Genomic DNA, 21,744 nt, shown 5'->3' on the forward strand with positions numbered 1-21,744 from the left:
CCCCAACCAGTACCATCCGCGCGTCTATGCGATCTCGCCGGCCAGCCAGCGCTTCCTGGCCGGGCTGGGCGTCTGGGACGCCCTGCCCGCCGCCCGGATCGCGTCCGTGCAATCCATGGAAATCCATGGCGACGGCGACGGCCTGGTGCGCCTGAACGCCTGGCAGGCGGCGCTGCCCCAACTGGCCTGGATCGTCGAATCCGGCGAGATCGAGCGGGTGCTGATCCAGGCCGTGCGCATGTTCGGCATCCCGTGGCTCGAAGACCGCTGCGCGGGCTATGCCGAAGGCGCCGTCGAAACCGCGAATTCGGGCCGCATCGAGGCCGAGCTTTTCGTCGGCGCGGACGGCGCGGCCTCGCCGCTGCGCGAGGCCGCGGGGCTGAAGCACGAGGCGGTGTCGTATGAAGACACGGGCCTGGTGGCTCACCTCGACGCCGGGCGGCCGCACCAGGGCGCGGCCATCCAGTGGTTCCGCGACGACGGCGTGCTGGCGCTGCTGCCCATGCCCGACACGGCCGGCGGTCCGCAGGTTTCCATGGTGTGGTCCATGCGCAGCGCCCTGGCCGCCGAATTGCTGGCCCTGCCGGCCGATGCCCAGCGCGCCCGCCTCGAAACCCTGCTGGAGCAGGCCACGCACGGACGCCTGGGCGGGCTGCGGGTGCGCAGCCCGTTGCATGGGTTTCCGCTCACACTCGAGCGCGCGCAGATGGCGGCGCCCGGCATCGCCCTGGCGGGCGACGCCGCCCACCGCCTGCATCCGCTGGCCGGGCAGGGGTTGAACCTGGGCCTGGGCGACGTGGAGGCGCTGGCGCGCATCGTGGCCGGGCGCGAACCCTACCGCAAGGCGGGCGACCTGCGGGTGCTGCACCGATACCAGCGCGCGCGCGCCGAGCCCGTGCTCGCCATGCGGCTGGCCACCGACGGGTTGCACAAGCTGTTCGGCTCCCGGGCTGCGCCGCTGGCCTGGCTGCGCAACGCCGGCATGCACTGGGTCGAGCAGGCGCCGTTCGTCAAGCGCCGGCTCATCGCGGGCGCTTCGGCTAACTGAGGCGGACCGCGGGCGAGGCGGACCGCGGGCGAGGCGGCCGGCGACGGCGATTCCGCGGATCGGTTACGCTTGCCTGCGGAACACCGCAATACGTACAGGAGCTTGCATGAAACCGCGCATTTCTTCCCTGCTGGCGGCCAGCCTCATTGCGGCCGCCGCCGCCGCGCCGTTCCCGGCCGCGCAGGCGGCCGGGGAGGACAAGGTCTATTCCACCACCCAGGCCCCCGCGTCCCGCGACGCCAAGAGCGTCTCCACTTCGCAGGTCGCCCCGGCCGATCCGGCGAGCGAGGCCGTCAAGGAGCGGCTCGGCCAGCGCTTTCCGGGCATGGCGGTGACGGCCGTGCGCCGCACGCCCTACGGGCTTTTCGAAGTGCAGCTGGGCATGGACCTGATCTACACCGACGAGAAAGTCACCTGGGTCATGGACGGCACCCTCATCGACGCCATGACGCGCCGCGACGTGACCCGCGAGTCGCTGGAACGGCTGTCGGCGGTGTCCTTCGCCGACCTGCCCCTGGACCTGGCCATCAAGCAGGTCAAGGGCAACGGCGCGCGCAAAGTGGCCATTTTCGAGGATCCGAACTGCGGCTACTGCAAGCAGTTGCGCAAGACGCTCGAAGACGTGAGCGACGTCACCATCTACACGTTCCTCTACCCCATTCTTTCGCCCGACTCCAAGACGAAGGTGCGCGACGTGTGGTGTGCCGACAACCCTGGCCAGGCCTGGGACGACTGGATGCTGCGCGGCAAGCGTCCCGCCACGGCCCAGTGCGACGCGCCCGAGGACAAGCTGCTGGCCCTGGGCCAGCGGCTCATGGTGCGCGGCACGCCCACGCTGTTTTTCGCCGACGGATCGCGCGTGAGCGGCGCGCTGCCGCTGGACCAGATCAAGGCGCGTTTGAACTGACCGGCGCGCGGAGCCGGCCAGGGCGGCTGGCGGGCAAGGGCCGGCTTTCCTGGAGACAGCATTGAAGATCGCGATACTGGACGACTACCACGACGTGGCCCGCCGCTATGCGGACTGGACCTCGCTGGGCAGCGATGCCGAGGTGGAGATATTCAACAACGCGCTGCCGCCCGGCCAGGCGGACAGCCTGCTGGCGCCCTTCGACGTGATCGTCGCCATGCGCGAGCGCACGCCGTTCCCGGCCGCGCGCGTGCGCGCGCTGCCCAATCTGCGCCTGCTCGTCACCACGGGCATGCGCAACAATGCCATCGACATGCAGGCTTGCGCCGAGCGCGGCATCGTCGTCAGCGGCGCGCCGGGCAGCCCCGACGCCAACACGGCCACGGCGGAACTCGCCTGGGCGCACATCCTGGGCCTGTTCAAGCACCTGCCCGCCGAAGACGCGGCCATGCGCCGGGGCATGTGGCAGACCGACATGCCCGAGCCCCTGGCCGGCAAGCGCCTGGGCGTGGTGGGGCTGGGCAAGCTGGGCACGGCGGTGGCCAAGGTGGGCCTGGCCTTCGGCATGGACGTGGTGGCCTGGAGCCCCAACCTGACCGACGAGCGCGCGCGCGAGGCGGGCGTGGCCCGCGTCGACAAGCACGAGCTTTTTTCCACCTCCGACGTCGTCAGCCTGCACCTCATCCTGAGCGAACGCACGCGCCACGTGGTGGACGCCGCCGCCCTGGCGGCCATGAAGCCCACGGCCTACCTGGTGAATACCTCGCGCGCCGGGCTGGTCGACCAGGACGCGCTGATGGACGCGCTGGTGAAGTTCCGCATCGCGGGCGCGGGGCTGGACGTCTATCCCGAGGAACCGCTTTCGCCCACCGACCCGGTGCGCGACCTCGACAACGTCATCCTCACCCCCCACCTGGGCTATGTCAGCCGCGAGAACTTCCAGGCGTTCTATCGCAACGCGCTGGAAGCCGTGCGCGCCTGGCGCGACGGCAAGCCCGTGCGCGTGCTCAACGCCTGATCGCCCTAGCCGCGCCGGAACACCAGCTTCTGCTCGGCAATGCCCCCGCCTTCGGCGGGGGCGGCCGGGCCGCAGGCGTCGGCCGACGGATCCACCTCGTCGAAGGCCGTGTCGCCGTTGGCGTCGGGCTTGCCGTCCGGCCTGAGGTTCACGAAATCGAACAGGTCGCGGTCCATGAGGTGCGAGGGCACCACGCGCGACAGCGCGTTGAACACATTCCAGGAGCGCCCGGGGTGCTTGCGGTCCCACTCCTGGATCATGCGGCCCACTTCCTTGCGCTTGAGGTTCTCCTGGGAACCGCACAGGTTGCACGGAATGATGGGGAACTGCTTGAGTTCGGCGTAGGCGACGAGGTCGGCCTCGGGCACATAGGCCAGGGGCCGGATCACCGTGTGGCGGCCGTCGTCGGACACCAGCTTGGGCGGCATGCCCTTGGCGCGCCCGCCGTAGAACAGGTTCAGGAAGAACGTGGCGAGGATGTCGTCGCGGTGGTGGCCCAGCGCGATCTTGGTGGCGCCCAGCTCCGAGGCGACGCGGTACAGAATGCCGCGCCGCAGCCGCGAACAGAGCGAGCACATGGTCTTGCCCTCTTCGAGCACCCGCGTGACGATGGAATACGTGTCCTGTGTCTCGATGTGGAAGGGCACGCCCAGCCCGCGCAGGTAGTCCGGCAGCACGTCGGCCGGGAAACCGGGCTGCTTCTGGTCCAGGTTCACCGCGACCAGCTCGAAGGGGAAGGGCGCGCGCTTCTGGAGCTGCATGAGGATGTCCAGCAGCGAGTAGGAATCCTTGCCCCCCGACAGGCACACCATGACGCGGTCGCCCGCCTCGATCATGTTGTAGTCGGCGATGGCGCGCGTGGTTTCGCGGGCCAGCCGCTTAGTGAGCTTGTTGCCCTCGTGGCGGGCCTTTTCCTGGGCGCGGGCGCCGGGGGCGGCGCCGTCCCGGCCGAGGCTGGCCGGGGCGAGTGTGTCGGGAGTAGCGATGTCGTTCATGGCGGCTCGATGCGGAAGAGTCGGCGCGTCCTAGCGCGCGAGCTGGATTTCCACGCCTACCGCGGCGCAGTCCGAGAAGGCCATGGGCTTGCTGATGCGCAGGCGCAGCGCGCGGATTTCCGGGAAGTCGGCCAGCAGGCGCGCCGCCACCTGTTCGGACAGTGTCTCGATGAGGTTCACGTGCGCCTGGGTGCATTCCTGCACGATGGCCTCGCGCAGCCGGCGGTAGTCCAGCACGCTGTGGATGTCGTGGTCGTCCACGGGGCGCGCGATGTCCACGTCGAACTCGGCGTCCACGTGCAGCGGCTGCGTGGCGCGCAGCTCGTGTTCGAGGATGCCGATGCGGGCGTCGAGCGCCAGTCCGGAAAGAATGATGCGGCGTGTAGGCATGATGAAAACCAGGGTGGGACAGGCAGGATTGTAAGGCGGCCGGGCGCGCGGCCGCCGCTGGCTACAATTCCGCCATGTCCGGCCGCCGGGGCGGCCGGGGCGAGATGCAAGGGGTGAAATGCACGAAATGCACGATGCGGTCATTGTAGGCGGCGGCCCGGCGGGGGCGTCCTGCGCGATCTGGCTGGCCCGGCTGGGCCTGTCGCCGCTGNGGCGGGCGCGGCCAGGTTGCCCGAGGTGGGACGCATCAGGCCGCGGCAGTCGCGCAGGAAGAGCGGCCAGAAACGGGACAGGTCATCGCTGGTCCAGCCGGGGCAGCTCGGGACCAGTTCACGGGCTTGTACCGGCCCGCCAGGGTGCGCGGCGCGTGTCGGGCAGGGCCGACAGCGGCGGCACCACCAGCGGCCCTTCGGCGGCGGGCGCGCCGGGGCCGGGCTGGCCGGGCTCGGGCGGGATTTCCGTCAGGGGGGAACACGCCGCCAGCACGAGCGGCAGCATGGACAGGCTGAGAAGGCGCTTCATTGAAGATGAACGAACGGACGGGGTGCGGCAGGCCATTCAGTGCAGGGTGCGCGGCATGGCCAGGACGAATTCGGGAATCGGCACTTCGAACGGGATGCCGTTCTCGCCGACGCAATGATAGGTGCCGCGCATGGTGCCGACCGGCGTGGGCAGCGGACAGCCGCTGGTGTATTCGAACGTTTCCCCCGGCGCCAGCAGCGGCTGCTGGCCCACCACGCCCAGGCCGCGGACTTCCTGCACGCGCTGGTTGCCGTCGGTGATGATCCAGTGCCGGCTGATGACCTGCGCGGGATGCTCGCCGGTGTTGGTGATGCGGACGGTATAGGCAAAGACGAACTGGTGCTCGCCGGGATCGGACTGGTCGGGGACGTAGCGAGGCGTGACGGAGACGCTGAGGTCGTAGGGTTTCACAGTCCTTTCCTGGGTGACGGGAGCGGGCGCCGGCCCCGGGGCGCCCCGGAGGCGGGACGCCGTTGCCGGCGCCGTTGCCGGACATGCCGGCCGGAGCCTTGCCCGGCGTTGCGGCTCAAACTGCAATAATGGCACATTATGCCCTCCCCGATCCCGAACATCATGTCCCGTTCCCAGGCCTCCACCCGCATCACTCCCAGCATCCTGTCGGCCGACTTCGCCCGCCTCGGCGAGGAAGTGCGCAACGTCGTCGCCGCCGGCGCCGACTGGATCCACTTCGACGTCATGGACAACCACTACGTCCCGAACCTGACGATCGGGCCCATGGTGTGCTCGGCCATCCGCCCGCACGTCGAGGTGCCCATCGACGTCCACCTGATGGTCGAGCCGGTGGACCCGCTGGTGCCCATGTTCGCCCAGGCCGGCGCCGACTACATCAGCTTCCATCCCGAGGCCAGCCGCCACGTGGACCGCACGCTGTCGCTGATCCGCGAACAGGGCTGTAAAGCCGGGCTGGTGTTCAACCCGGCCACGCCGCTTTCCTACCTGGACTATGTCATGGACAAGATCGACCTGGTGCTCATCATGTCGGTCAACCCGGGCTTCGGCGGCCAGAGCTTCCTGCCCTCGGCCCTGACCAAGCTGCGCGAGGCCCGCGCCCGCATCGACGCCTGGACCCGCGCCGGCGGCCAGGAAATCCTGCTGCAGGTCGACGGCGGCGTGAAAATCGACAACATCGCCGAGATCCGCCGCGCCGGCGCCGACACCTTCGTGGCCGGCTCCGCCATCTTCGGCAAGCCGGACTACGCCGGCATCATCAAGTCCATGCGCGAACAGATCGCCCTGGGCGAAACCCTCTCGGCCTGACCATGCACACGACCGTCTTCCGCGCCGCCCTCCTCGACCTGGACGGCACCCTGCTCGACTCCATTCCCGACCTTGCCTTCGCCGCCAACGCCATGCGCGTGGAGCTGGGCATGGCCCCGCTGCGCGAGGACGTGGTGGCCACCTTCGTGGGCAAGGGCGTGGACAATCTCGTGCGCCGCAGCCTGGCCGGCAACCTGGAAGGCGCCGATCCCGCGCCGCCCGAATTCGCGCGGGCGCGCGACGCGTTCTACCGTCACTACCATCTCGTCAACGGCGAAAAAGCCATGGTCTACCCCGGCGTGCTGGAGGGCCTGAAGCATCTGCGCGGCCAGGACCTCAAGCTGGCCGTCGTGACCAACAAGCCCACCGAATTCACGCTGCCGCTGCTGCAGCGCACCGGGCTGGCGGGCTTCTTCGAGGCGGTGGTGTGCGGCGACACCTGCCCGCGCCGCAAGCCGACCCCGACCAGATCCTGCATGCCTGCGAGCTGCTGGGCGTGCGGCCCGCCGAGGCGGTCACCATCGGCGACTCCATCAACGACGCCCAGGCCGGCCGCAGCGCCGGCACCCAGGTGCTGGTGGTGCCTTACGGCTACAACGAAGGCCGCGACGTGCGGGAACTGGATGCCGATGGTATAGTTGACACGCTTGTCGACGCCGCCCAATGGGTTGCGCTCTGGAACCAGAACCGCAACGCCGCCAAGGCGCGCTCCTGACGGGCGCCGCAAGAACACATTGCACCCCCTCATACGAACATCGCACGGCAACCATCCATGTCCGCTTCCCTCCAGAACCAGATGCTCGGCGCCTCGTGGCGCTGGTGGCGTTTGTCTTCCGGGTGGCGATGATTCCCTTCCCGGCCCTGGACGCATAGCCGCCTAGCGCCGAAGCTGTCTGAAACAGCGCCAAGCCCGGAACCAGCAACCTGGACCGGGCTTTTCGTTGCATGCCCGGTCCCCCGCAAATCACAGCAAGCCACGAGATCCGACATGACCGAAATCGAATTCAAGGCCCTCGCCGCCCAAGGCTACAACCGCATTCCCCTGGTGGCGGAAACCTACGCCGACCTGGACACTCCCCTGGGCATCTACCTCAAGCTCGCCCATGCCGGCCCCCACGCGGGCCGCATGACCTGCCTGATGGAATCCGTGGTGGGCGGCGAGCGCTTCGGCCGCTACTCGTTCATCGGCCTGCCCGCCCGCACCGTGATCCGCGCCAGCGCACCCTCACCGAGGTGCTGGTCGACGGCAAGGTCGCCGAAACCCACGAGGGCGACCCGCTGGCCTTCATCGAGCAATACCAGTCCCGCTTCAGGGTGGCGCTGCGTCCGGGCATGCCGCGCTTCTGCGGCGGCCTGGCGGGCTACTTCGGCTACGACACCGTGCGCCACATCGAGCCCTGCCTCGGCCCGGCCGTCAAGCCGTTTCCCGCCGGCATGGAAGGCGGCACGCCCGACCTGATGCTGATGCACGTGGACGAGCTGGTCATCGTCGACAACCTGGCCGGCCGCATCTACCTCATGGTGTACGCCGACCCTGCCCAGGCCGAGGCCTACAGCCGCGCCCAGCAGCGCCTGCACGACCTGCGCGCCCGCCTGCGCCGCCCCGTGGACATTCCCTACAGCCACGCCAGCATGCAGACCGAGGAGCGGCGCGACTTCAAGAAAGAGGACTACCTCGCCGCCGTGCGCCGGGCCAAGGAACACATCGCCGCCGGCGACCTCATGCAGGTGCAGATCGGCCAGGTCATCGCCAAGCCCTTCCGCGACTCGCCCCTCTCCCTCTACCGCGCCCTGCGGTCCCTCAACCCCTCCCCCTACATGTACTTCTGGAACTTCGGCGACTTCCAGGTGGTGGGCGCCTCGCCGGAGATCCTGGTGCGCCAGGAGCGCGTGGTGGAGAACGGCGAGGAAAAATCCCAGATCACCATCCGTCCCCTGGCCGGCACGCGCAAGCGCGGCGGCACGCCCGAGGAAGACGCCGCCCTGGCCGCGGAGCTGCGGGCCGATCCCAAGGAAATCGCCGAGCACGTCATGCTGATCGACCTGGCCCGCAACGACGTGGGCCGCGTGGCGCGGGTAGGCTCGGTGAAAGTCAGCGACACCATGGTCATCGAGCGCTACTCGCACGTCATGCACCTGGTGTCCAACGTCACCGGCGACCTGAACCCGGGCATGAGCAGCATGGACGTGCTGCGCGCGGCCTTCCCCGCCGGCACGCTCACCGGCGCGCCCAAGGTCGAGGCCATGAAGATCATCGACGAGCTCGAGCCCGTGCGCCGCGGCATCTACGGCGGCGCGGCCGGCTACCTCAGCTACGGCGGCGAAATGGACGTGGCCATCGCCATCCGCACCGGCGTCATCAAGGACGGCACCCTGTACGTGCAAGCCGCCGCCGGCATCGTGGCCGACTCCAACCCCGAAGCCGAATGGGCCGAAACCGAGGCCAAGGCCCGCGCACGTGCTGCGCGCCGCCGAACAGGTGCAGCACGGGCTGGACGAGCCGATCTGAGGCGCGCCTGCCCGCCGGCGGCCTTTCCATCACGCTCGGCCGGTTCGCGCATCGGGCGCCGCGCATCCCTGGCGGGACCATGCGGCCCGGGCGGCCGGGCCGGCGCAGGTTCAGCCTTGCAGATAGACCATCTGCGTGTGCATGTACTCGTACAGCCCATGCTTGCCGTCCGCGCCGCCGATGCCGGATTTGCGCACGCCGGCGTGGAACCCCTGCATGGCCTCGAAGTTCTCGCGGTTGATGTAGGTTTCGCCGAAGTCGATGTTGCGCACGGCGTGCATGGCCTGGGCCAGGTCCCGCGTGTACACGGACGACGTGAGGCCGTACTCGCAATCGTTGGCCAGGGCGATGGCCTCGTCCAGGTCGTCCACTACCTGGATGGGCAGCACGGGCCCGAAAATCTCTTCGCGCATGATGGGCATGTCGGCCCGGCAGTCGGCCAGCACGGTGGGCAGGTAGTGGAAGCCCTGGCCGAGGTCGGCTCGCGCGCCGCCGGTGACGATTCGGGCGCCCTGCGCCACCGCGGCCTCCACCTTGGCCGCCACCTTGTCCAGCGCCTGCCGGTTGATGAGCGGTCCCATGTCGAGATCCCGGCTGGCGCCAGGGTCGCCAAAGCGCGTCTGCGCCATGGCGGAGGCGATGCGGTCGATGAACGCGTCGGCGATGCGGCGCTCGACGTACACACGCTCGGCGCAATTGCATACCTGGCCGGTGTTGATGACGCGCGAGGCGCGGATGGCGTTGACGGCCAGGTCGAGGTCGGCGTCGGCCAGCACGATGGCCGGCGCCTTGCCGCCCAGTTCCAGGTTGAGCTTGGTGAGGTTGCCGGCGGCAGCGGCCATGATGCGCGAGCCGGTTTCGACGCTGCCGGTGAAGCTGATCATGTCCACGCCGGGATGCGCGCTGAGCGCCGCGCCCACGCGGACCGCCGCCATGCACCACGTTGAACACGCCCGCCGGCAGGTCGGCCTGCGCCGCCAGCTCGGCGAAGGCGTGGCAGTTGTTCGGCGTTTCTTCGCTGGGCTTGATGACGATGGTGTTGCCCGTTACCAGCGCGGGCGCATCTTGCGCGCAATCAGGAAGAACGGAAAGTTCCAGGGCAGGATGCCGGCCACCACGCCCATGGGTTTGCGGAACAGGAAAATGTGCTCGCCCGGCCTGTCGCTGGCGACGATTTCCCCCTCGATGCGGCGGGCCCATTCGGCCATGTAGTCCAGGTAGTCCGCGGTGAAGTTGACCTCCACCTCGGCCAGCGGCGCGGTCTTGCCCTGCTCCTGCACGATCGTGCGGGCCAGTTGCGGCGCATTGGCGCGGATGCGCTGGGCGATCTTGCGCAGGTAGCCCGCGCGCTCGATGGCGGGGCGGGCTGCCCACGCCTTCTGCGCCGCGCGCGCCGCCTCCAGCGCCTGCCCGGCCTGTTCGGCGGAAGAATCCGGCACGCGCGACAGCAGCGTTCCGTTGGCGGGGTTGACGACGTCGAGATACTGGGCGGCGGGCTCGAAGCGGCCGTTGATGAAATTCGGGTGCAGCGGTACGGAGGCGGTCATCGCGGTTTCCTGGTGAAAGCGTGAGTCGAAGGGCGCAAGCGGCCGGCGTCAGTAGGTGCGCGGCGAAGCGCCGTCCGCGGGTTCGCCGCGGTGGACGGCCAGGTTGTCGCGCGCGGCGCGGCAAAGCAGGCTGATGTCTATGCCCACGGCAATGAAGCGGCAGCCCCAGTCGCGGTAGCGGCGCGCGTCTTCGGGGTCGGGCGCCAGGATGCCGCAGGCCTTGCCCGCGGCGTTGGCGGCCTCGATGACGCCGCGGATGCAGGCCTGCACTTCCGGATGGCCGGGATTGCCGGGATGGCCGAGGTTGATGGACAAATCGGCGGGGCCGATGAAAACGGCGTCCACGCCTTGCGTTGCCGCGATCCCGGCGGCCTGCCCGGCCCCCGCGCGCGATTCGATCTGCACGATCAGGCACAGCGATTCGTGCGCGGTCCGCAGGTAGTCGGGCACGCCGTCCCAGCGCGTGGCCCGCGCCAGCCCGCCGCCGACGCCGCGCACGCCATGCGGCGGATAGCGCATGGCCCGAACGATCTCCTCGGCCTGGGCCGCGCTTTCCACCATGGGAATCATCAGCGTCTGCGCGCCGATGTCGAGCAGTTGCTTGATCAGCGCCTTGTCGTCGCTGACGGCCCGGACGACGGGCGCGCTGTCGCAGGCGGCCAGCGCCTGCAGCTGCGCCAGGATGGTGGGCACCGTGTTGGGTGCGTGCTCGCCGTCGATCAGCATCCAGTCGTAGCCCGTGGACGCCACGATTTCCGCGGCATAGGGGTGGGCCATGCCGGCCCAGGCGCCGTATTGCAGCTCTCCCAGGCGGGCCTTGAAGCGGTTTTTCGGCATCATCATGCGAGTCTCCGGCGTCCGCCGGCCGCCGAAGCGGGCGCCGGAACCGTGCATATCGGTCAATGGGTGTAGGGGCGGTGGAGCGGGCAGTCGGGGTTGAGCGCGACGCCGAAACCAGGCTGGTCGAGCGCCGAGACGCGCATGCGGCCGTTCTGCGGAACCGGCTCGCCCAGCAACTGCGGGTGGAACATCGGCACCACCTCGTCGGCCTGGGGCGCCATCATCAGGAATTCCGCGAACGGGCTGTTCTGCCGCGTGGCGACGAAGTGGTAGCTGTAGACCGAGGAGCCGTGCGGAATCACGAGCGCGTTGTGGGCGTCGGCCAGGGCCGAGATTTTCAATAGCTCCGTCAGGCCGCCGCACCAGCCCACGTCGGGCTGGATGATGTCGCAGCAACCCATCTCCAGCAACATGCGGAACCCCCAGCGGGTGGCCTCGTGCTCGCCGGTGGTGACCAGCATGCCCGGCGGCGCATTGCGGCGCAGCGCGGCGTAGCCCCAATAGTCGTCGGGCGGCAGGGCCTCTTCGATCCACTTCAGGCCGAACTCGCGCGCGCCGTGGGCGAGCCGGGTCGCGTAGTTGAGATCGAGCGACATCCAGCAGTCGAACATCAGCCAGAAATCGTCGCCGACGCGCTCGCGCATTTCGGCCAGTTTTTCCAGGTTGCGGCGCAGGCCCGCTTCGCCCTCGGCCGGCCCGTGCTGCAGGGGCATCTTGCCGCCGATGAAGCCCAGCTTCCTGGCCAGGTCGGGCCGCGCGCCCGTTGCGTAGAACTGCAGCTCGTCCCGCACCGCGCCGCCCAGCAACTGGTGCACGGGCTCGCCGCGCACCTTGCCCAGCAGATCCCACAGCGCCAGGTCCACGCCGGAGAGGGTGTTGATGGCGATGCCCTTGCGCCCGTAGTACATCGTGGCGTTGAACATCTGGTCCCAGATCAGTTCGATGTCGGTGACGCGCGCGCCTTCGACGAAGCGGGCCAGGTGTTTCTCGACGATGTAGGCCGCGGGCTCGCCGCCGGTGGTCACGGCAAAGCCCACGGTGCCGTCGTCGGCCTCGACCTCGACCACCAGCGTGCCCAGCACGTTTATGCCGAACGCCCTGCGGCTCTGCCGATATTGCGGGTATTTGCTCATCGGCGTGGCGATGTGGTCGTCGATCCAGTGGCCGTCGCCCTGGTCGTGATAATCGGCGCCGCCGCCGCGCAGGGTGTAGGCTCGGACGTGCTTGATGCGAGGAATGTTCATGAAATCTCCTGAATGGGAATCGAGAGGGCGGGGCCTCAGGCCAGAACCGCCTGCTTGGCGTTCAGGCGCAGCCGGATGCCGGCGACCAGCGCCGCCGCGACCACCGTCAGGGCCGCGAGCAGGTACAGGCCCGCCGAGGCGGAGGCGAACGTCTTTTCCGCCCAGGTTTTCAGCACCGGCGCGATGAAGCCGCCCACCGCGCCCAGCGAATTGATCAGGGCGATGCCCCCGGCCGCCGCGCTGCCCGAGAGAAAACGCGAGGGAAAGGTCCAGAACACCGGCTGGACCGAAATGAAGCCGGCGGCGGCCACGCACAGCGCCGCCATCGCGAAGAACGGCGACGACAGGGCAACCGAGCAGGCGATGCCGACGGCGCATGCGGCCAGGGTCAGCGCCGCGACCCGCGCATGCTGTCCGGTGCGGTCGGCCAGGGCGGGAATCTTCCATGCCGCCAGCACGGCGCACAGCCACGGAATGGCGGCCACCAGGCCCACCATGAAGCCCACCTGGCGGCCCATGAGTCCGGCCACCTGGGTGGGCAGGTAGAAGACCACGCCGTACACGCTGGCCTGGATCAGCAGGTAGATCGCGCCGAGGTACAGCACACGGGGCTGGAGCATCAGCGCCAGCAGGCTGCCATGCGCCTGCTTCTGCCGCTCTTCCTGGTCGAGCACGGACTGCAGCTCGCCGCGCTGCTGCGCCGAGAGCCATTTCGCGTCGGCAGGCCGGTTGTCGAGATAGAAGTACGCCCACACGCCCACGGCGCTGGCCATCAGGCCCTCCACCATGAACATCCATTGCCAGCCGTGCAGCCCCCACGCGCCGTCGAACTCCAGCAGCAGGCCCGACAGCGGGCTGCCGAAGATGAAGGCGAGCGGCGCGCCGAAGTAGAAGAACCCCATGGCCCTGGCCCGTGTGGCGGCGGGGAACCAGTAGGTCAGGTAGAGGATCACGCCGGGAAAGAAGCCGGCCTCGGCCACGCCCAGCAGGAAGCGCAGCACATAGAACGTGGTTTCGTCGTGGGCGTACATCATCGCCGCCGAGATCAGCCCCCAAGACACCATGATGCGGCACATCCACATCCGCGCGCCCACGCGGTGCATGATCAGGTTGCTGGGCACTTCGAGCAGCGCGTACCCCACGAAGAACACGCCGGCGCCGAAGGCGAAAGCCGCATCGCCGATTCCCGTGTCGGCCTGGAAGGCGCCTTGGCGAAGCCCACGTTGGCCCGGTCCAGGAAGGCCAGGACGTACATCAGCAGCAAAAAAGGCAGCAGGCGCCACGACACCTTGGCAAGCGTGGCGGAAGATACGTTGGTCGGCATGGTCTGTCTCCTTTCTTTTTTGGGGCGGCGTCCGGCCACGCGCCATCGGCGCGCGCCGACGGCGCGTGCGAAACCGCGCGCATCGCGCTGCGGGCAATGCGGGAAAGCGGTGCTTTGCTGCGGGGAACTAGGCGCGGCGCGGTTGCGGCGCGCGCGGCGCGGGGCCGGCGGGTAATGATCCGATGCTGGACATGCTGTCTCCTGGCGGCGAAGGCGGTTCGCGCGCTGTTATGTGCCCACATCGTAGTGGTGTATGTTGATGCCCTTCCAATCGTTTTTTTGCACATACCGATACCTTGCAGGTATCGAAGGAACGAGCGTGGCTTCCGACGCCCCCATGCCCTTGCGCAGCCTGTTCAACCGCCTGCGTTACCGCCATCTGCTGATGCTGGTGACGCTGGGCTCCAGCGAAAACCTGCACCGCGCCTCGCAGGCGCTGGGCATCTCGCAGCCCGCGGCCACGCGCATGCTGCGCGACATCGAGGCGATGTTCGGCTGCGAGCTCTTCGAGCGGCTGCCCAAGGGCACGCGCCCCACGACGCTGGGCCGCGAGCTGCTGCGGTTCGCCCAGGCCTCGCTGACCAGCCTGGACCGATGCGCCGAAGAGCTGGCCGCCCGGCAGCAGGGAGGCTACGGCTACCTGTCCATCGGCACCATCGTGGGCGCCGCGCCCGGCCTGGTCATGGACGCCATCGCGCAGACCAAGGCGCGCTATCCGCAACTGCGCATCCGCATCATGGGAGACACCAGCGACCAGGTCATTTCCCTGCTCGAGCAGCGACGCATCGACATCGCCATCGCCCGGCGCAGCGACGCCACCGACGACGCCCACTACAGCTTCCAGCCGCTGGGCAACGAGCGCCTGCTGGTGGTGGTGCGGCGCGACCATACGCTGGCCCGGCGGCGCAAGCTGGCGCTGGAAGAGCTGGTGCGCGACTGGCCCTGGATCCTGCAGCCCATGAGCAGCCCCGCCCGGCTGGCGTTCGAGCAGACCCGGCAGGCCCAGCAATTGCCGCCCCCGCAGGACGTGACCGAATGCAGCTCGGTGTATTCGATGCAGCAGCTCATCCAGCTCACCGACGCGGTCATGGTGCTCTCCGAGAGCGCCCTGCGCGACTATCTGGAAATGAAATTGGTGGTGGCGCTGCCCGTGGCCATACCCGCCGAGCTGGCGCCGTTCGGCATCATCCTGCGCAAGAACGAAACCATGACGCGCGAACAGGCCCGCTTCGTCGACCTGCTGCAGAAGCTGGCGCGCAGCGCGGCCCCGGGCTGAAGGGAATACGCGGCCGGCCCGATCCGCACCTGTTTTTCCATTCGACAAAGCCGCGCGGCGCAAGGTAGAATTCCCGGCAAGCCAGTCGCGGCGCAGTCCGCCCGGCCCTTTTGAAATCCGCTCGTCTATCCCATGATTCGCACCGTTTCGATCCTCGCAGCACAGTGGTGGCGCTTCCGCTAGGAAGCGGCACGTTGTTGCGGTTCGAAACTGCACCTTGCCGCCGTCGCCGGTGGCAGGTTTCGAAATCAGTCTATTCCCCCCTCCGGCATGGCGGCTCCGACAAACAGGAGATTGCCCGTGCTTTCCGCAGATTCCCTCTTCAGGCCCAGCGCATCGGCACTGCCGAGGCCGGCGCATTCCCCATTGCCCGCGTTCCCCTTCGCCGGGGCCTGAGCGCCTCGCCATCCCCCCATTCCCATTGAGGTTGCAACGACATGCTGCTGATGATCGACAACTACGACTCCTTCACCTACAACCTGGTGCAGTACTTCGGCGAGCTCGGCGAGGACGTGCGCGTGGCGCGCAATGACCAGATCACGCTCGACGAAATCGAGGCGCTGAATCCCGACCGCATCTGCGTTTCGCCCGGCCCCTGCTCGCCGGCCGAGGCGGGCATCTCGGTGCCGGTGATCCGGGCCTATGCGGGCAGGAAGCCCATCCTCGGCGTATGCCTGGGCCACCAGGCCATCGGCGCGGCCTATGGCGGCAGGATTGTGCGGGCGCAGCAAATCATGCACGGCAAAACGGTGGCCATCACGCACCGGGGCTCCGACCTCTTCACCGGCCTGCCCAGCCCCTACACCGCGATCCGCTACAACTCGCTGACCATCGACCCGGACACGCTGCCCGCATGCCTGGAAGTGACGGCCACCGCCCCGGACGGCGACATCATGGGCGTGCGCCACAAGACCCTGCCCATTTACGGGGTACAGTTTCATCCCGAGTCGGTGCTCAGCGAACACGGCCATGCCCTGCTGCGCAATTTCCTGAACCTGGCCTGAATAAGGACGCATCGTGACCATTTCCCCCACCGAAGCCTTGACGCGCTGCATCGAACACCGCGAAATCTTCCACGATGAAATGCTGCACCTGATGCGCATGCTGATGCGCGGCGAAATGACGCCGCAGATCGCCAGCGCGCTGCTCATGGGCCTGCGCGTCAAGAAAGAAACCATCGGCGAGATCACCGCGGCCGCCCAGGTCATGCGCGAATTCGCCACGCCGGTGATCACGCCCAATCCGCAGGATCTGCTCGACATGTGCGGCACGGGCGGCGACGGCAGCCACACCTTCAATATTTCCACCACCGCGATGTTCGTGGCCGCGGCCGCGGGCGTGCCCATCGCCAAGCACGGCAATCGCAGCGCCTCGTCCTCCAGCGGCAGCGCGGACGTGCTGGAGGCGTTGGGCGCCAACCTGGCGCTCACGCCCGACGAGGTAGCCGAGTGCATCTCGGCCACGGGCATCGGATTCATGTTCGCGCCCGCCCACCACGGCGCCATGAAAAACGTGGCCGCCATCCGCAAAGAACTGGCGGTGCGCACCATCTTCAACATCCTGGGCCCGCTCACCAATCCGGCCGCGCGGCCAACCAGCTCATGGGCGTGTTCCACCCCGACCTGGTCGGCATCCAGGTGCGCGTGCTGGAGCGCCTGGGCTCGCGCCACGTGCTGGTGGTGCACGGCAAGGACGGCATGGACGAGGCATCGCTGGGCGCGGCCACCATGGTGGGCGAGCTGAAGGATGGAGAAGTCAGGGAATACGAGATCCATCCCGAAGACTACGGGCTATCCATGATGTCCAACCGCAGCATCAAGGTGTCCAATCGCGAACAATCGCGCGAACTTGTCATCGAGGCGCTGGACAATGTCGAGGGAGCCGCCCGCGACATCGTCGCCCTCAATGCGGGTCTCGCCATCTACGCTGGCAACAAGGCCGATTCCATTCCCGGGGCCTTGGCGCTAGCATTTGAAATGATTTCCACCGGCGCGGCGCGCGCCAAGCTGGAGGAATTCTGCGCTTATACCCGGAAATTCCAGAAATGAACGATATTCTCGCGAAGATCCTCGCCATCAAGGCCGAGGAAGTCGCTGCCGCCCGCCAGATGCGCAGCGAGGCCGAAGTCCTGCGCGAGGCGCAGGCGCGCCAGGACGTGCGCGGCTTCGCCCAGGCCATCGAAGACAAGATCTCCCAGGGCAAGCCCGGCGTGATCGCCGAAATCAAGAAAGCCTCGCCGTCCAAGGGCGTGCTGCGCGAAAGCTTCAACCCGGCCGAGATCGCCGCGTCGTATGCCGCCAACGGCGCGGCCTGCCTCTCGGTGCTCACCGACGTGCAGTTTTTCCAAGGCTCGCACGACCACCTGCGCCAGGCGCGCGCGGCCTGCCCGCTGCCCGTGCTGCGCAAGGATTTCGTGATCGACCCCTACCAGATCATTTCCGCCCGCGCCATGGGCGCCGATTGCGTGCTGCTCATCGTGGCCGCGCTCAGCCCCGGCCAGCTGCGCGAGATGGAAAGCCTGGCCATGGAGCTGGGCATGGATGTGCTGGTCGAAGTGCACGACGCCCGCGAACTGGACGTGGCGCTCACGCTCAAGACGCCGCTCCTGGGCATCAACAACCGCAACCTGCGCACGTTCGAAACCAGCCTGAAAAATACCCTGGACCTGCTGCCGGCCGTGCCGGCCGGCAAGCGCGTGGTCACCGAAAGCGGCATTCTCAAGCCCGAAGACGTGCGGCTCATGCGCGAACACGGCGTGCACGCCTTCCTGGTGGGCGAGGCATTCATGCGCGCGGAAGATCCAGGCGCGGAACTCGCCCGCTGATCGCGTAGCGGCCGGCGCGCCCGCGGCCCGCCTCAGCGCTCCCGGGCCAGGCCCAGGGCGGCAGCACGGCGGTACAAGGTGCTGCGGTGCACGCCCAGGGCGCGCGCGGCGGCGCTGACGTTGCCGCCGTGCGCCTGCAGCGCCTGGCGGATGGCGCTGGCTTCCATTTCTTTCAGGTTCGGCGCGGCGGGCGGCGGCGCTCGCGCCGCTGGCGGCGCGCGGGCCTGTGCGCCGCGGCGCGGCCGCCGCGCTGGCCGTCGCGATGGTTGCGCTGGACCGCCTGTGTCCGCTGCCGCCCATTAATTCCGACGGCGCCGCCGTGGTGGTGGCCGCCGGCGCGCGCCGCTGCGCACCTATCCCAGCCGCGACGGCGTGTGGCGCTACCCCGTGACGCCCGAGCGGGTTTCGCCGCGCTACCTCGACACCCTGCTGACTTACGAAGACCGCTGGTTCTATTGGCATCCGGGGGTCAACCCCGTTTCCCTGGCGCGCGCGGCTGGCAGTGGCTGGCCAATCGCCGCATCGTGTCCGGCGGGTCCACGCTGACCATGCAGGTGGCGCGGCTCATCGACCCGCAGCTCGCCGGCCGCCCGTCGCGCACGCTGGGCGCCAAGCTGCGGCAGGCCTGGCGCGCCGTGCAGTTGGAAATGCACTACAGCAAGGACGAGATCCTGTCGCTCTACCTGACGCACGCGCCCATGGGCGGCATCGTGGAAGGGGTGGGAAATGGGGGCGCGGATGTGGCGTGGGCAAGTCGGCCCGCCGACCTGAGCGCGGCCGAGGCCGCCTTGCTGACGGCGCTGCCGCAGGCGCCGTCCCGGCTGCGGCCCGACCGCCCATCCCGAGGCCCGCGCCGGCGTTCGCGGTCAAGATCACGGACGAGCTCAAGCAGAACGAGGCGCTGATCAAGCGCGCCGACATCAAGATCGACTGAGATCCGGCGGGCCCGCTGCGGGCCGGCCCTACAAGGAGAATTATCCGTGTCCTGGCAGAAAGAACTGGATGAACTGGCGCTGCGCAAGAAGCTCGCCGCGCGCATGGGCGGAGAGGAGAAAGTGAAGCGCCACCGCGACGCGGGCCGGCTTCCGGTGCGCGAGCGCATAGAGAAGATGCTCGACCCCGGCTCGTTCCGCGAAGTGGGCGCGCTGGCGGGCAGCGCACAATACGACGCCGAAGGCAGGCTGGTCGACCTGACGCCGTCCAACCTCCTGATCGGCAGGGGCCGGGTCGAGGGCCGCCCGGTGGTGCTGGCGGCGGACGACTTCACCGTGCGTGGCGGCGCCAACGACGGCGCCGTCGGCGACAACCTGGTGGAGTCGGAACGCATGGCGCAGGATCTGCGCCTGCCCTTGCTGCGGCTGGTGGACGGCACCGGAGGCGGCGGCTCGGTGCGCAATATCGAGATCAAGGGCCATACGCTGCTGCCCAAGCTGCGCATGTGGCCGCTGATGGCGCAGAACCTGGCGGCCGTGCCAGTGGTGTCCCTGGCGCTGGGTTCCGTGGCGGGATTGGGCGCGGCGCGCGTGGCCGCCAGCCATTACTCGGTCATGGTGCGCGATACGTCGCAGCTCTTCATCGCCGGGCCGCCGGTCGTGGCGCGCATCGGCCAGAAGCTGGAAAAGAACGAGCTGGGCGGCAGCGAAGTGCATACGCGCAATGGCGTGGTGGACGACGAGGCGGAGTCGGAAGAAGCGGCCTTCGCCCTGGCGCGCCGCTTTCTTTCCTATCTGCCGCGCTCCGTGGCCGAAGCGCCGCCCAGGGGCGAACCGGGTCGCGCGGCGCCGGACCAGGACTGGATGCGCGAAGCCGTGCCGCGCGACCCCAGATCCGTCTACAAGATGAGGCCCATCGTCGAGCGGGTGGTCGATGAGGGGTCGTTCATGGAGATCGGCCGGCGGTGGGGGCGGGCGGTCATCACCGGACTGGCCCGCATCGACGGCTGGCCGGTGGCGGTGTTCGCCAGCGATCCGTATCAGTACGGCGGCGGCTGGGACGGACCGGCCGCCGAGAAGTTCACGCGGTTGCTGGACCTGGCGCAGACCTTTCACCTGCCGGTCGTGAACTTCGTGGACGTGCCGGGTTTCCAGATCGGTTTGCAGGCCGAGAAGAGCGGCGCGATGCGCTACGGCGTGCGTGCGCTGACCGCAGTGGCCCAGTCCACCATGCCGTGGTGCTCCATCATCGTGCGCAAGGCGTTCGGCGTCGCGGGAGGCGGGCACCAGAACGCCGGCCGCCACAACTTCCGCTACGCCTGGCCGTCTGCGCAGTGGGGCTCGCTGCCGGTGGAGGGCGGCCTGGAGGTGGCCTACAAGGCGGAAATCGAAGCGGCTGACGACCCGGCCGAGAAGACCAGGCAGATCGAGGACCGCGTGCGCAGCCTGGCGTCGCCATTCCGCAGCGCGGAGGCCTTCGTGGTGGAGGACATCATCGACCCGGCCGAGACGCGCGCCGCGCTGGAGGAGTTCGTCGCCCTGACGGCCCCGCTGCGCGGCGCGGGCCCGGCCGCATTCGGCTATCGGCCCTGAACGGGAGGGAACCATCATGAAACGAGTGCTGGTTGCCAACCGGGGTGCGGTGGCGCGGCGCGTCATCCGCGCGCTGCGCAGCCTGGGGCTGGAATCGGTCGCCGTCTATTCGGAAGCGGACCGTGGCATGCCCTACCTGGAAGAGGCCGACGCCGCTGTCCTCATCGGCCCCGCTCCCGCCGCGCAAAGCTATCTGGATGCCGGGGCATTGCTGCGCGCCGCACGCGAGACGGGCGCCGACGCGGTGCATCCGGGCTACGGATTTCTTTCCGAAAACGCGGATTTCGCGCAGGCGGCGGAAGCAGCCGGCCTGCTTTTCATCGGGCCCAGTCCGCGCTGGATTCGCATGCTCGGGCACAAGACCGAAGCGCGCGCCGCCATGAAAGCACTGGGCATGCCGATGGCCGCCAGCAGCCCGGTGCTGGGCGACGACTCTGCCGCGGCGCGGCGCGCGGCCGACGAGCTGGGATATCCGTTGCTCATCAAGCCGGCCTGCGGCGGCGGCGGCATCGGCATGCTGCCCGTGTTCGGGCCCGCCGAGGTGGCATCGCAATGGGAGCGCGCCCATGCCATCGCCACACGCAGTTTCGGCAAGGCCGACCTGTACCTGGAACAACTCGTCGCCGAAGGCGACTGCGTGGCGAAAGTCGAATCCATGAAGATGGAGATCCCGGTCGAGGCCGAGCGCGCAGGGGTGGTCAAGCGCGTGCTGGTCGCCGAAGGCGTGGAGGTGGACGAAGGCCAGGCCATGGCCGAACTGGAGTGACGGCCATGCCGATTCGAACCGAATTGCGGCATCAAGGCCGGGTAGCGGTGCTGTGGATGGACAACCCGCCGGTCAACGCCATGAGCGCCGACCTGCGAGAGGCCCTGGGCAGGGCGCTGGACGAGGCCCTGTCGGAAGAGGGCATCCGTGCCATCGTGCTGGCGGGCGCGGGCGAATTTTTCTGCTGCGGCGCCGAGATCCGGGAGTTCAACACGCCGGCCTCGTTGCGCGAACCCAGCCTGCGCGAGCTGATCGGTCGGATAGAACGCGCGGACAAGCCGGTGGTGGCGGCGGTGCATGGCGCGGCGCTGGGCGGTGGCCTGGAGCTGGCGCTGGGGTGCCATTATCGTGTGGCGCTGGCCGGGGCGAAGCTGGGCCTGCCCGAGGTCAAGCTCGGCATACTGCCCGGAGCGGGAGGAACGCAGCGGCTGCCGCGAGCCGTCGGCGTTGTCCGCGCGCTGGAGATGATTGTCGAAGGCGAACCCAGCTCCGCTGCACGGGCGCTCGCGGACGGGTTGCTGGACGCAGTCTTCGATGACGGCCTGGCCGGCCGGGCCGCCGCATACGCGTTCGAGCGGGCCGACGTGCCATTGGGCGGCCGCGTGCTGGGCGCGCGCCGCGCGTCTGCGCCCGCCGATCCGCAAGCCTATGACCGGGCGCTGGCGCAAGGACGGCGCCGATTCCGGGGATGCGTCGCGCCGGAAGCCTGCGTGGCGTGCGTGCGCCAGGCC

17 protein-coding genes and 8 pseudogenes are annotated in these 21,744 nt (G+C 69.0%); 15 read left to right on the forward strand and 10 right to left on the reverse strand.

What is annotated here, in order from left to right; translation table 11 throughout:
* The 3 genes from AD428_RS09195 to AD428_RS09205 all read left to right on the forward strand — a co-directional run.
* Positions 1-1,048: UbiH/UbiF family hydroxylase (locus AD428_RS09195; RefSeq protein WP_053244953.1), on the forward strand; the 1,048-nt coding region annotated here is incomplete at its 5' end.
* Positions 1,049-1,154: 106 nt separating this feature from the next.
* The gene (locus tag AD428_RS09200) at positions 1,155-1,955 is read left to right on the forward strand and encodes a DsbC family protein (RefSeq protein WP_053244954.1); all 801 of its coding nucleotides are present in this window, start codon (positions 1,155-1,157) and stop codon (positions 1,953-1,955) included.
* 61 nt (positions 1,956-2,016) lie between these two features.
* Positions 2,017-2,973, forward strand: a complete 957-nt coding sequence (locus tag AD428_RS09205) for a D-2-hydroxyacid dehydrogenase family protein (protein ID WP_053244955.1) — start codon at positions 2,017-2,019, stop codon at positions 2,971-2,973.
* A 5-nt stretch (positions 2,974-2,978) separates the two neighbouring features.
* Here the strand turns inward: AD428_RS09205 and ttcA are convergent, their stop codons facing one another.
* Positions 2,979-3,968: a tRNA 2-thiocytidine(32) synthetase TtcA gene (gene ttcA / locus AD428_RS09210; RefSeq protein ID WP_053244956.1), complete on the reverse strand. Its 990-nt coding sequence runs from the start codon at positions 3,966-3,968 to the stop codon at positions 2,979-2,981.
* A 30-nt stretch (positions 3,969-3,998) separates the two neighbouring features.
* On the reverse strand, positions 3,999-4,358 hold the full coding sequence (gene folB / locus AD428_RS09215; RefSeq protein ID WP_053244957.1) for a dihydroneopterin aldolase: 360 nt from the start codon (positions 4,356-4,358) through the stop codon (positions 3,999-4,001).
* A 118-nt stretch (positions 4,359-4,476) separates the two neighbouring features.
* Between folB and AD428_RS26035 the strand changes: the two are divergent.
* Positions 4,477-4,569: pseudogene (locus AD428_RS26035) on the forward strand (NAD(P)/FAD-dependent oxidoreductase); the annotation flags it as partial.
* Position 4,570: 1 nt separating this feature from the next.
* On the opposite strand, the pseudogene AD428_RS24715 reads toward AD428_RS26035, so the two are convergent.
* Positions 4,571-4,880: pseudogene (locus AD428_RS24715) on the reverse strand (murein transglycosylase A); the annotation flags it as partial.
* A 36-nt stretch (positions 4,881-4,916) separates the two neighbouring features.
* On the reverse strand, positions 4,917-5,291 hold the full coding sequence (apaG, locus tag AD428_RS09225) for a Co2+/Mg2+ efflux protein ApaG (protein ID WP_053244959.1): 375 nt from the start codon (positions 5,289-5,291) through the stop codon (positions 4,917-4,919).
* 138 nt (positions 5,292-5,429) lie between these two features.
* On the opposite strand from apaG, the gene rpe reads away from it, so the two are divergent.
* The 3 genes and pseudogenes from rpe to trpE all read left to right on the forward strand — a co-directional run bounded on the left by rpe (position 5,430) and on the right by trpE (position 8,667).
* Positions 5,430-6,158 (forward strand): ribulose-phosphate 3-epimerase, encoded by a 729-nt coding sequence (gene rpe, locus AD428_RS09230; protein ID WP_053244960.1) that lies wholly within the window; start codon positions 5,430-5,432, stop codon positions 6,156-6,158.
* Positions 6,159-6,160: 2 nt separating this feature from the next.
* A pseudogene (locus AD428_RS09235) lies at positions 6,161-6,873 on the forward strand (phosphoglycolate phosphatase).
* A 273-nt stretch (positions 6,874-7,146) separates the two neighbouring features.
* Positions 7,147-8,667 (forward strand): annotated as a pseudogene (trpE, locus tag AD428_RS24720) (anthranilate synthase component I).
* Between the two features lie 110 nt (positions 8,668-8,777).
* Here the strand turns inward: trpE and AD428_RS27685 are convergent.
* The 5 genes and pseudogenes from AD428_RS27685 to AD428_RS09260 all read right to left on the reverse strand — a co-directional run bounded on the left by AD428_RS27685 (position 8,778) and on the right by AD428_RS09260 (position 13,622).
* Positions 8,778-9,602, reverse strand: a complete 825-nt coding sequence (locus AD428_RS27685; RefSeq protein ID WP_235489582.1) for an aldehyde dehydrogenase family protein — start codon at positions 9,600-9,602, stop codon at positions 8,778-8,780.
* A 49-nt stretch (positions 9,603-9,651) separates the two neighbouring features.
* A pseudogene (locus AD428_RS27695) lies at positions 9,652-10,214 on the reverse strand (aldehyde dehydrogenase family protein); the annotation flags it as partial.
* 48 nt (positions 10,215-10,262) lie between these two features.
* Entirely contained in the window at positions 10,263-11,057 is a 795-nt protein-coding gene (locus tag AD428_RS09250) for an HpcH/HpaI aldolase family protein (RefSeq protein ID WP_053244962.1), read from the reverse strand.
* A 56-nt stretch (positions 11,058-11,113) separates the two neighbouring features.
* Complete coding sequence (gene rhmD / locus AD428_RS09255) at positions 11,114-12,298, reverse strand: L-rhamnonate dehydratase (protein WP_053244963.1); 1,185 nt, start codon at positions 12,296-12,298, stop codon at positions 11,114-11,116.
* 35 nt (positions 12,299-12,333) lie between these two features.
* A pseudogene (locus tag AD428_RS09260) lies at positions 12,334-13,622 on the reverse strand (MFS transporter).
* A gap of 319 nt (positions 13,623-13,941) precedes the next feature.
* Between AD428_RS09260 and AD428_RS09265 the strand changes: the two are divergent.
* The 4 genes and pseudogenes from AD428_RS09265 to trpC all read left to right on the forward strand — a co-directional run bounded on the left by AD428_RS09265 (position 13,942) and on the right by trpC (position 17,722).
* Positions 13,942-14,898 (forward strand): LysR family transcriptional regulator, encoded by a 957-nt coding sequence (locus tag AD428_RS09265; protein ID WP_235489589.1) that lies wholly within the window; start codon positions 13,942-13,944, stop codon positions 14,896-14,898.
* Between the two features lie 437 nt (positions 14,899-15,335).
* Positions 15,336-15,902 (forward strand): anthranilate synthase component II, encoded by a 567-nt coding sequence (locus AD428_RS09270; RefSeq protein ID WP_053244964.1) that lies wholly within the window; start codon positions 15,336-15,338, stop codon positions 15,900-15,902.
* A 91-nt stretch (positions 15,903-15,993) separates the two neighbouring features.
* Positions 15,994-16,946, forward strand: a pseudogene (gene trpD, locus AD428_RS09275) (anthranilate phosphoribosyltransferase).
* Entirely contained in the window at positions 16,943-17,722 is a 780-nt protein-coding gene (gene trpC, locus AD428_RS09280; protein ID WP_053244965.1) for an indole-3-glycerol phosphate synthase TrpC, read from the forward strand. Before trpD ends, trpC begins: the two are co-directional and overlap by 4 nt.
* A 32-nt stretch (positions 17,723-17,754) precedes the next feature.
* Here the strand turns inward: trpC and AD428_RS24725 are convergent, their stop codons facing one another.
* Positions 17,755-17,889 (reverse strand): helix-turn-helix domain-containing protein, encoded by a 135-nt coding sequence (locus AD428_RS24725; RefSeq protein ID WP_369798728.1) that lies wholly within the window; start codon positions 17,887-17,889, stop codon positions 17,755-17,757.
* Between the two features lie 220 nt (positions 17,890-18,109).
* On the opposite strand from AD428_RS24725, the pseudogene AD428_RS24730 reads away from it, so the two are divergent.
* The 4 genes and pseudogenes from AD428_RS24730 to AD428_RS09300 all read left to right on the forward strand — a co-directional run.
* Positions 18,110-18,627 (forward strand): annotated as a pseudogene (locus tag AD428_RS24730) (transglycosylase domain-containing protein).
* A 75-nt stretch (positions 18,628-18,702) separates the two neighbouring features.
* Positions 18,703-20,247: an acyl-CoA carboxylase subunit beta gene (locus AD428_RS09290; protein WP_053244967.1), complete on the forward strand. Its 1,545-nt coding sequence runs from the start codon at positions 18,703-18,705 to the stop codon at positions 20,245-20,247.
* A 16-nt stretch (positions 20,248-20,263) separates the two neighbouring features.
* The gene (locus AD428_RS09295; protein WP_082308199.1) at positions 20,264-21,013 is read left to right on the forward strand and encodes a biotin carboxylase N-terminal domain-containing protein; all 750 of its coding nucleotides are present in this window, start codon (positions 20,264-20,266) and stop codon (positions 21,011-21,013) included.
* A gap of 5 nt (positions 21,014-21,018) precedes the next feature.
* Positions 21,019-21,744, forward strand: a 726-nt coding sequence (locus tag AD428_RS09300; protein WP_200908015.1) for an enoyl-CoA hydratase-related protein, incomplete at its 3' end; no start/stop codon positions are given.

This window comes from Achromobacter sp. DMS1, assembly GCF_001270295.1.

Excerpts from the sequence above, each read along its gene's own strand:
- AD428_RS09270 (WP_053244964.1), top strand. The coding sequence starts at position 15,336 with ATGCTGCTGATGATCGACAACTACGACTCCTTCACCTACAACCTGGTG.
- rhmD (WP_053244963.1), bottom strand. The coding sequence starts at position 12,298 with ATGAACATTCCTCGCATCAAGCACGTCCGAGCCTACACCCTGCGCGGC.
- AD428_RS27685 (WP_235489582.1), bottom strand. The coding sequence starts at position 9,602 with ATGGCGGCGGTCCGCGTGGGCGCGGCGCTCAGCGCGCATCCCGGCGTG.
- ttcA (WP_053244956.1), bottom strand. The coding sequence starts at position 3,968 with ATGAACGACATCGCTACTCCCGACACACTCGCCCCGGCCAGCCTCGGC.
- trpC (WP_053244965.1), top strand. The coding sequence starts at position 16,943 with ATGAACGATATTCTCGCGAAGATCCTCGCCATCAAGGCCGAGGAAGTC.
- AD428_RS09295 (WP_082308199.1), top strand. The coding sequence starts at position 20,264 with ATGAAACGAGTGCTGGTTGCCAACCGGGGTGCGGTGGCGCGGCGCGTC.
- AD428_RS24725 (WP_369798728.1), bottom strand. The coding sequence starts at position 17,889 with ATGGAAGCCAGCGCCATCCGCCAGGCGCTGCAGGCGCACGGCGGCAAC.
- AD428_RS09250 (WP_053244962.1), bottom strand. The coding sequence starts at position 11,057 with ATGATGATGCCGAAAAACCGCTTCAAGGCCCGCCTGGGAGAGCTGCAA.
- AD428_RS09200 (WP_053244954.1), top strand. The coding sequence starts at position 1,155 with ATGAAACCGCGCATTTCTTCCCTGCTGGCGGCCAGCCTCATTGCGGCC.
- rpe (WP_053244960.1), top strand. The coding sequence starts at position 5,430 with ATGCCCTCCCCGATCCCGAACATCATGTCCCGTTCCCAGGCCTCCACC.
- folB (WP_053244957.1), bottom strand. The coding sequence starts at position 4,358 with ATGCCTACACGCCGCATCATTCTTTCCGGACTGGCGCTCGACGCCCGC.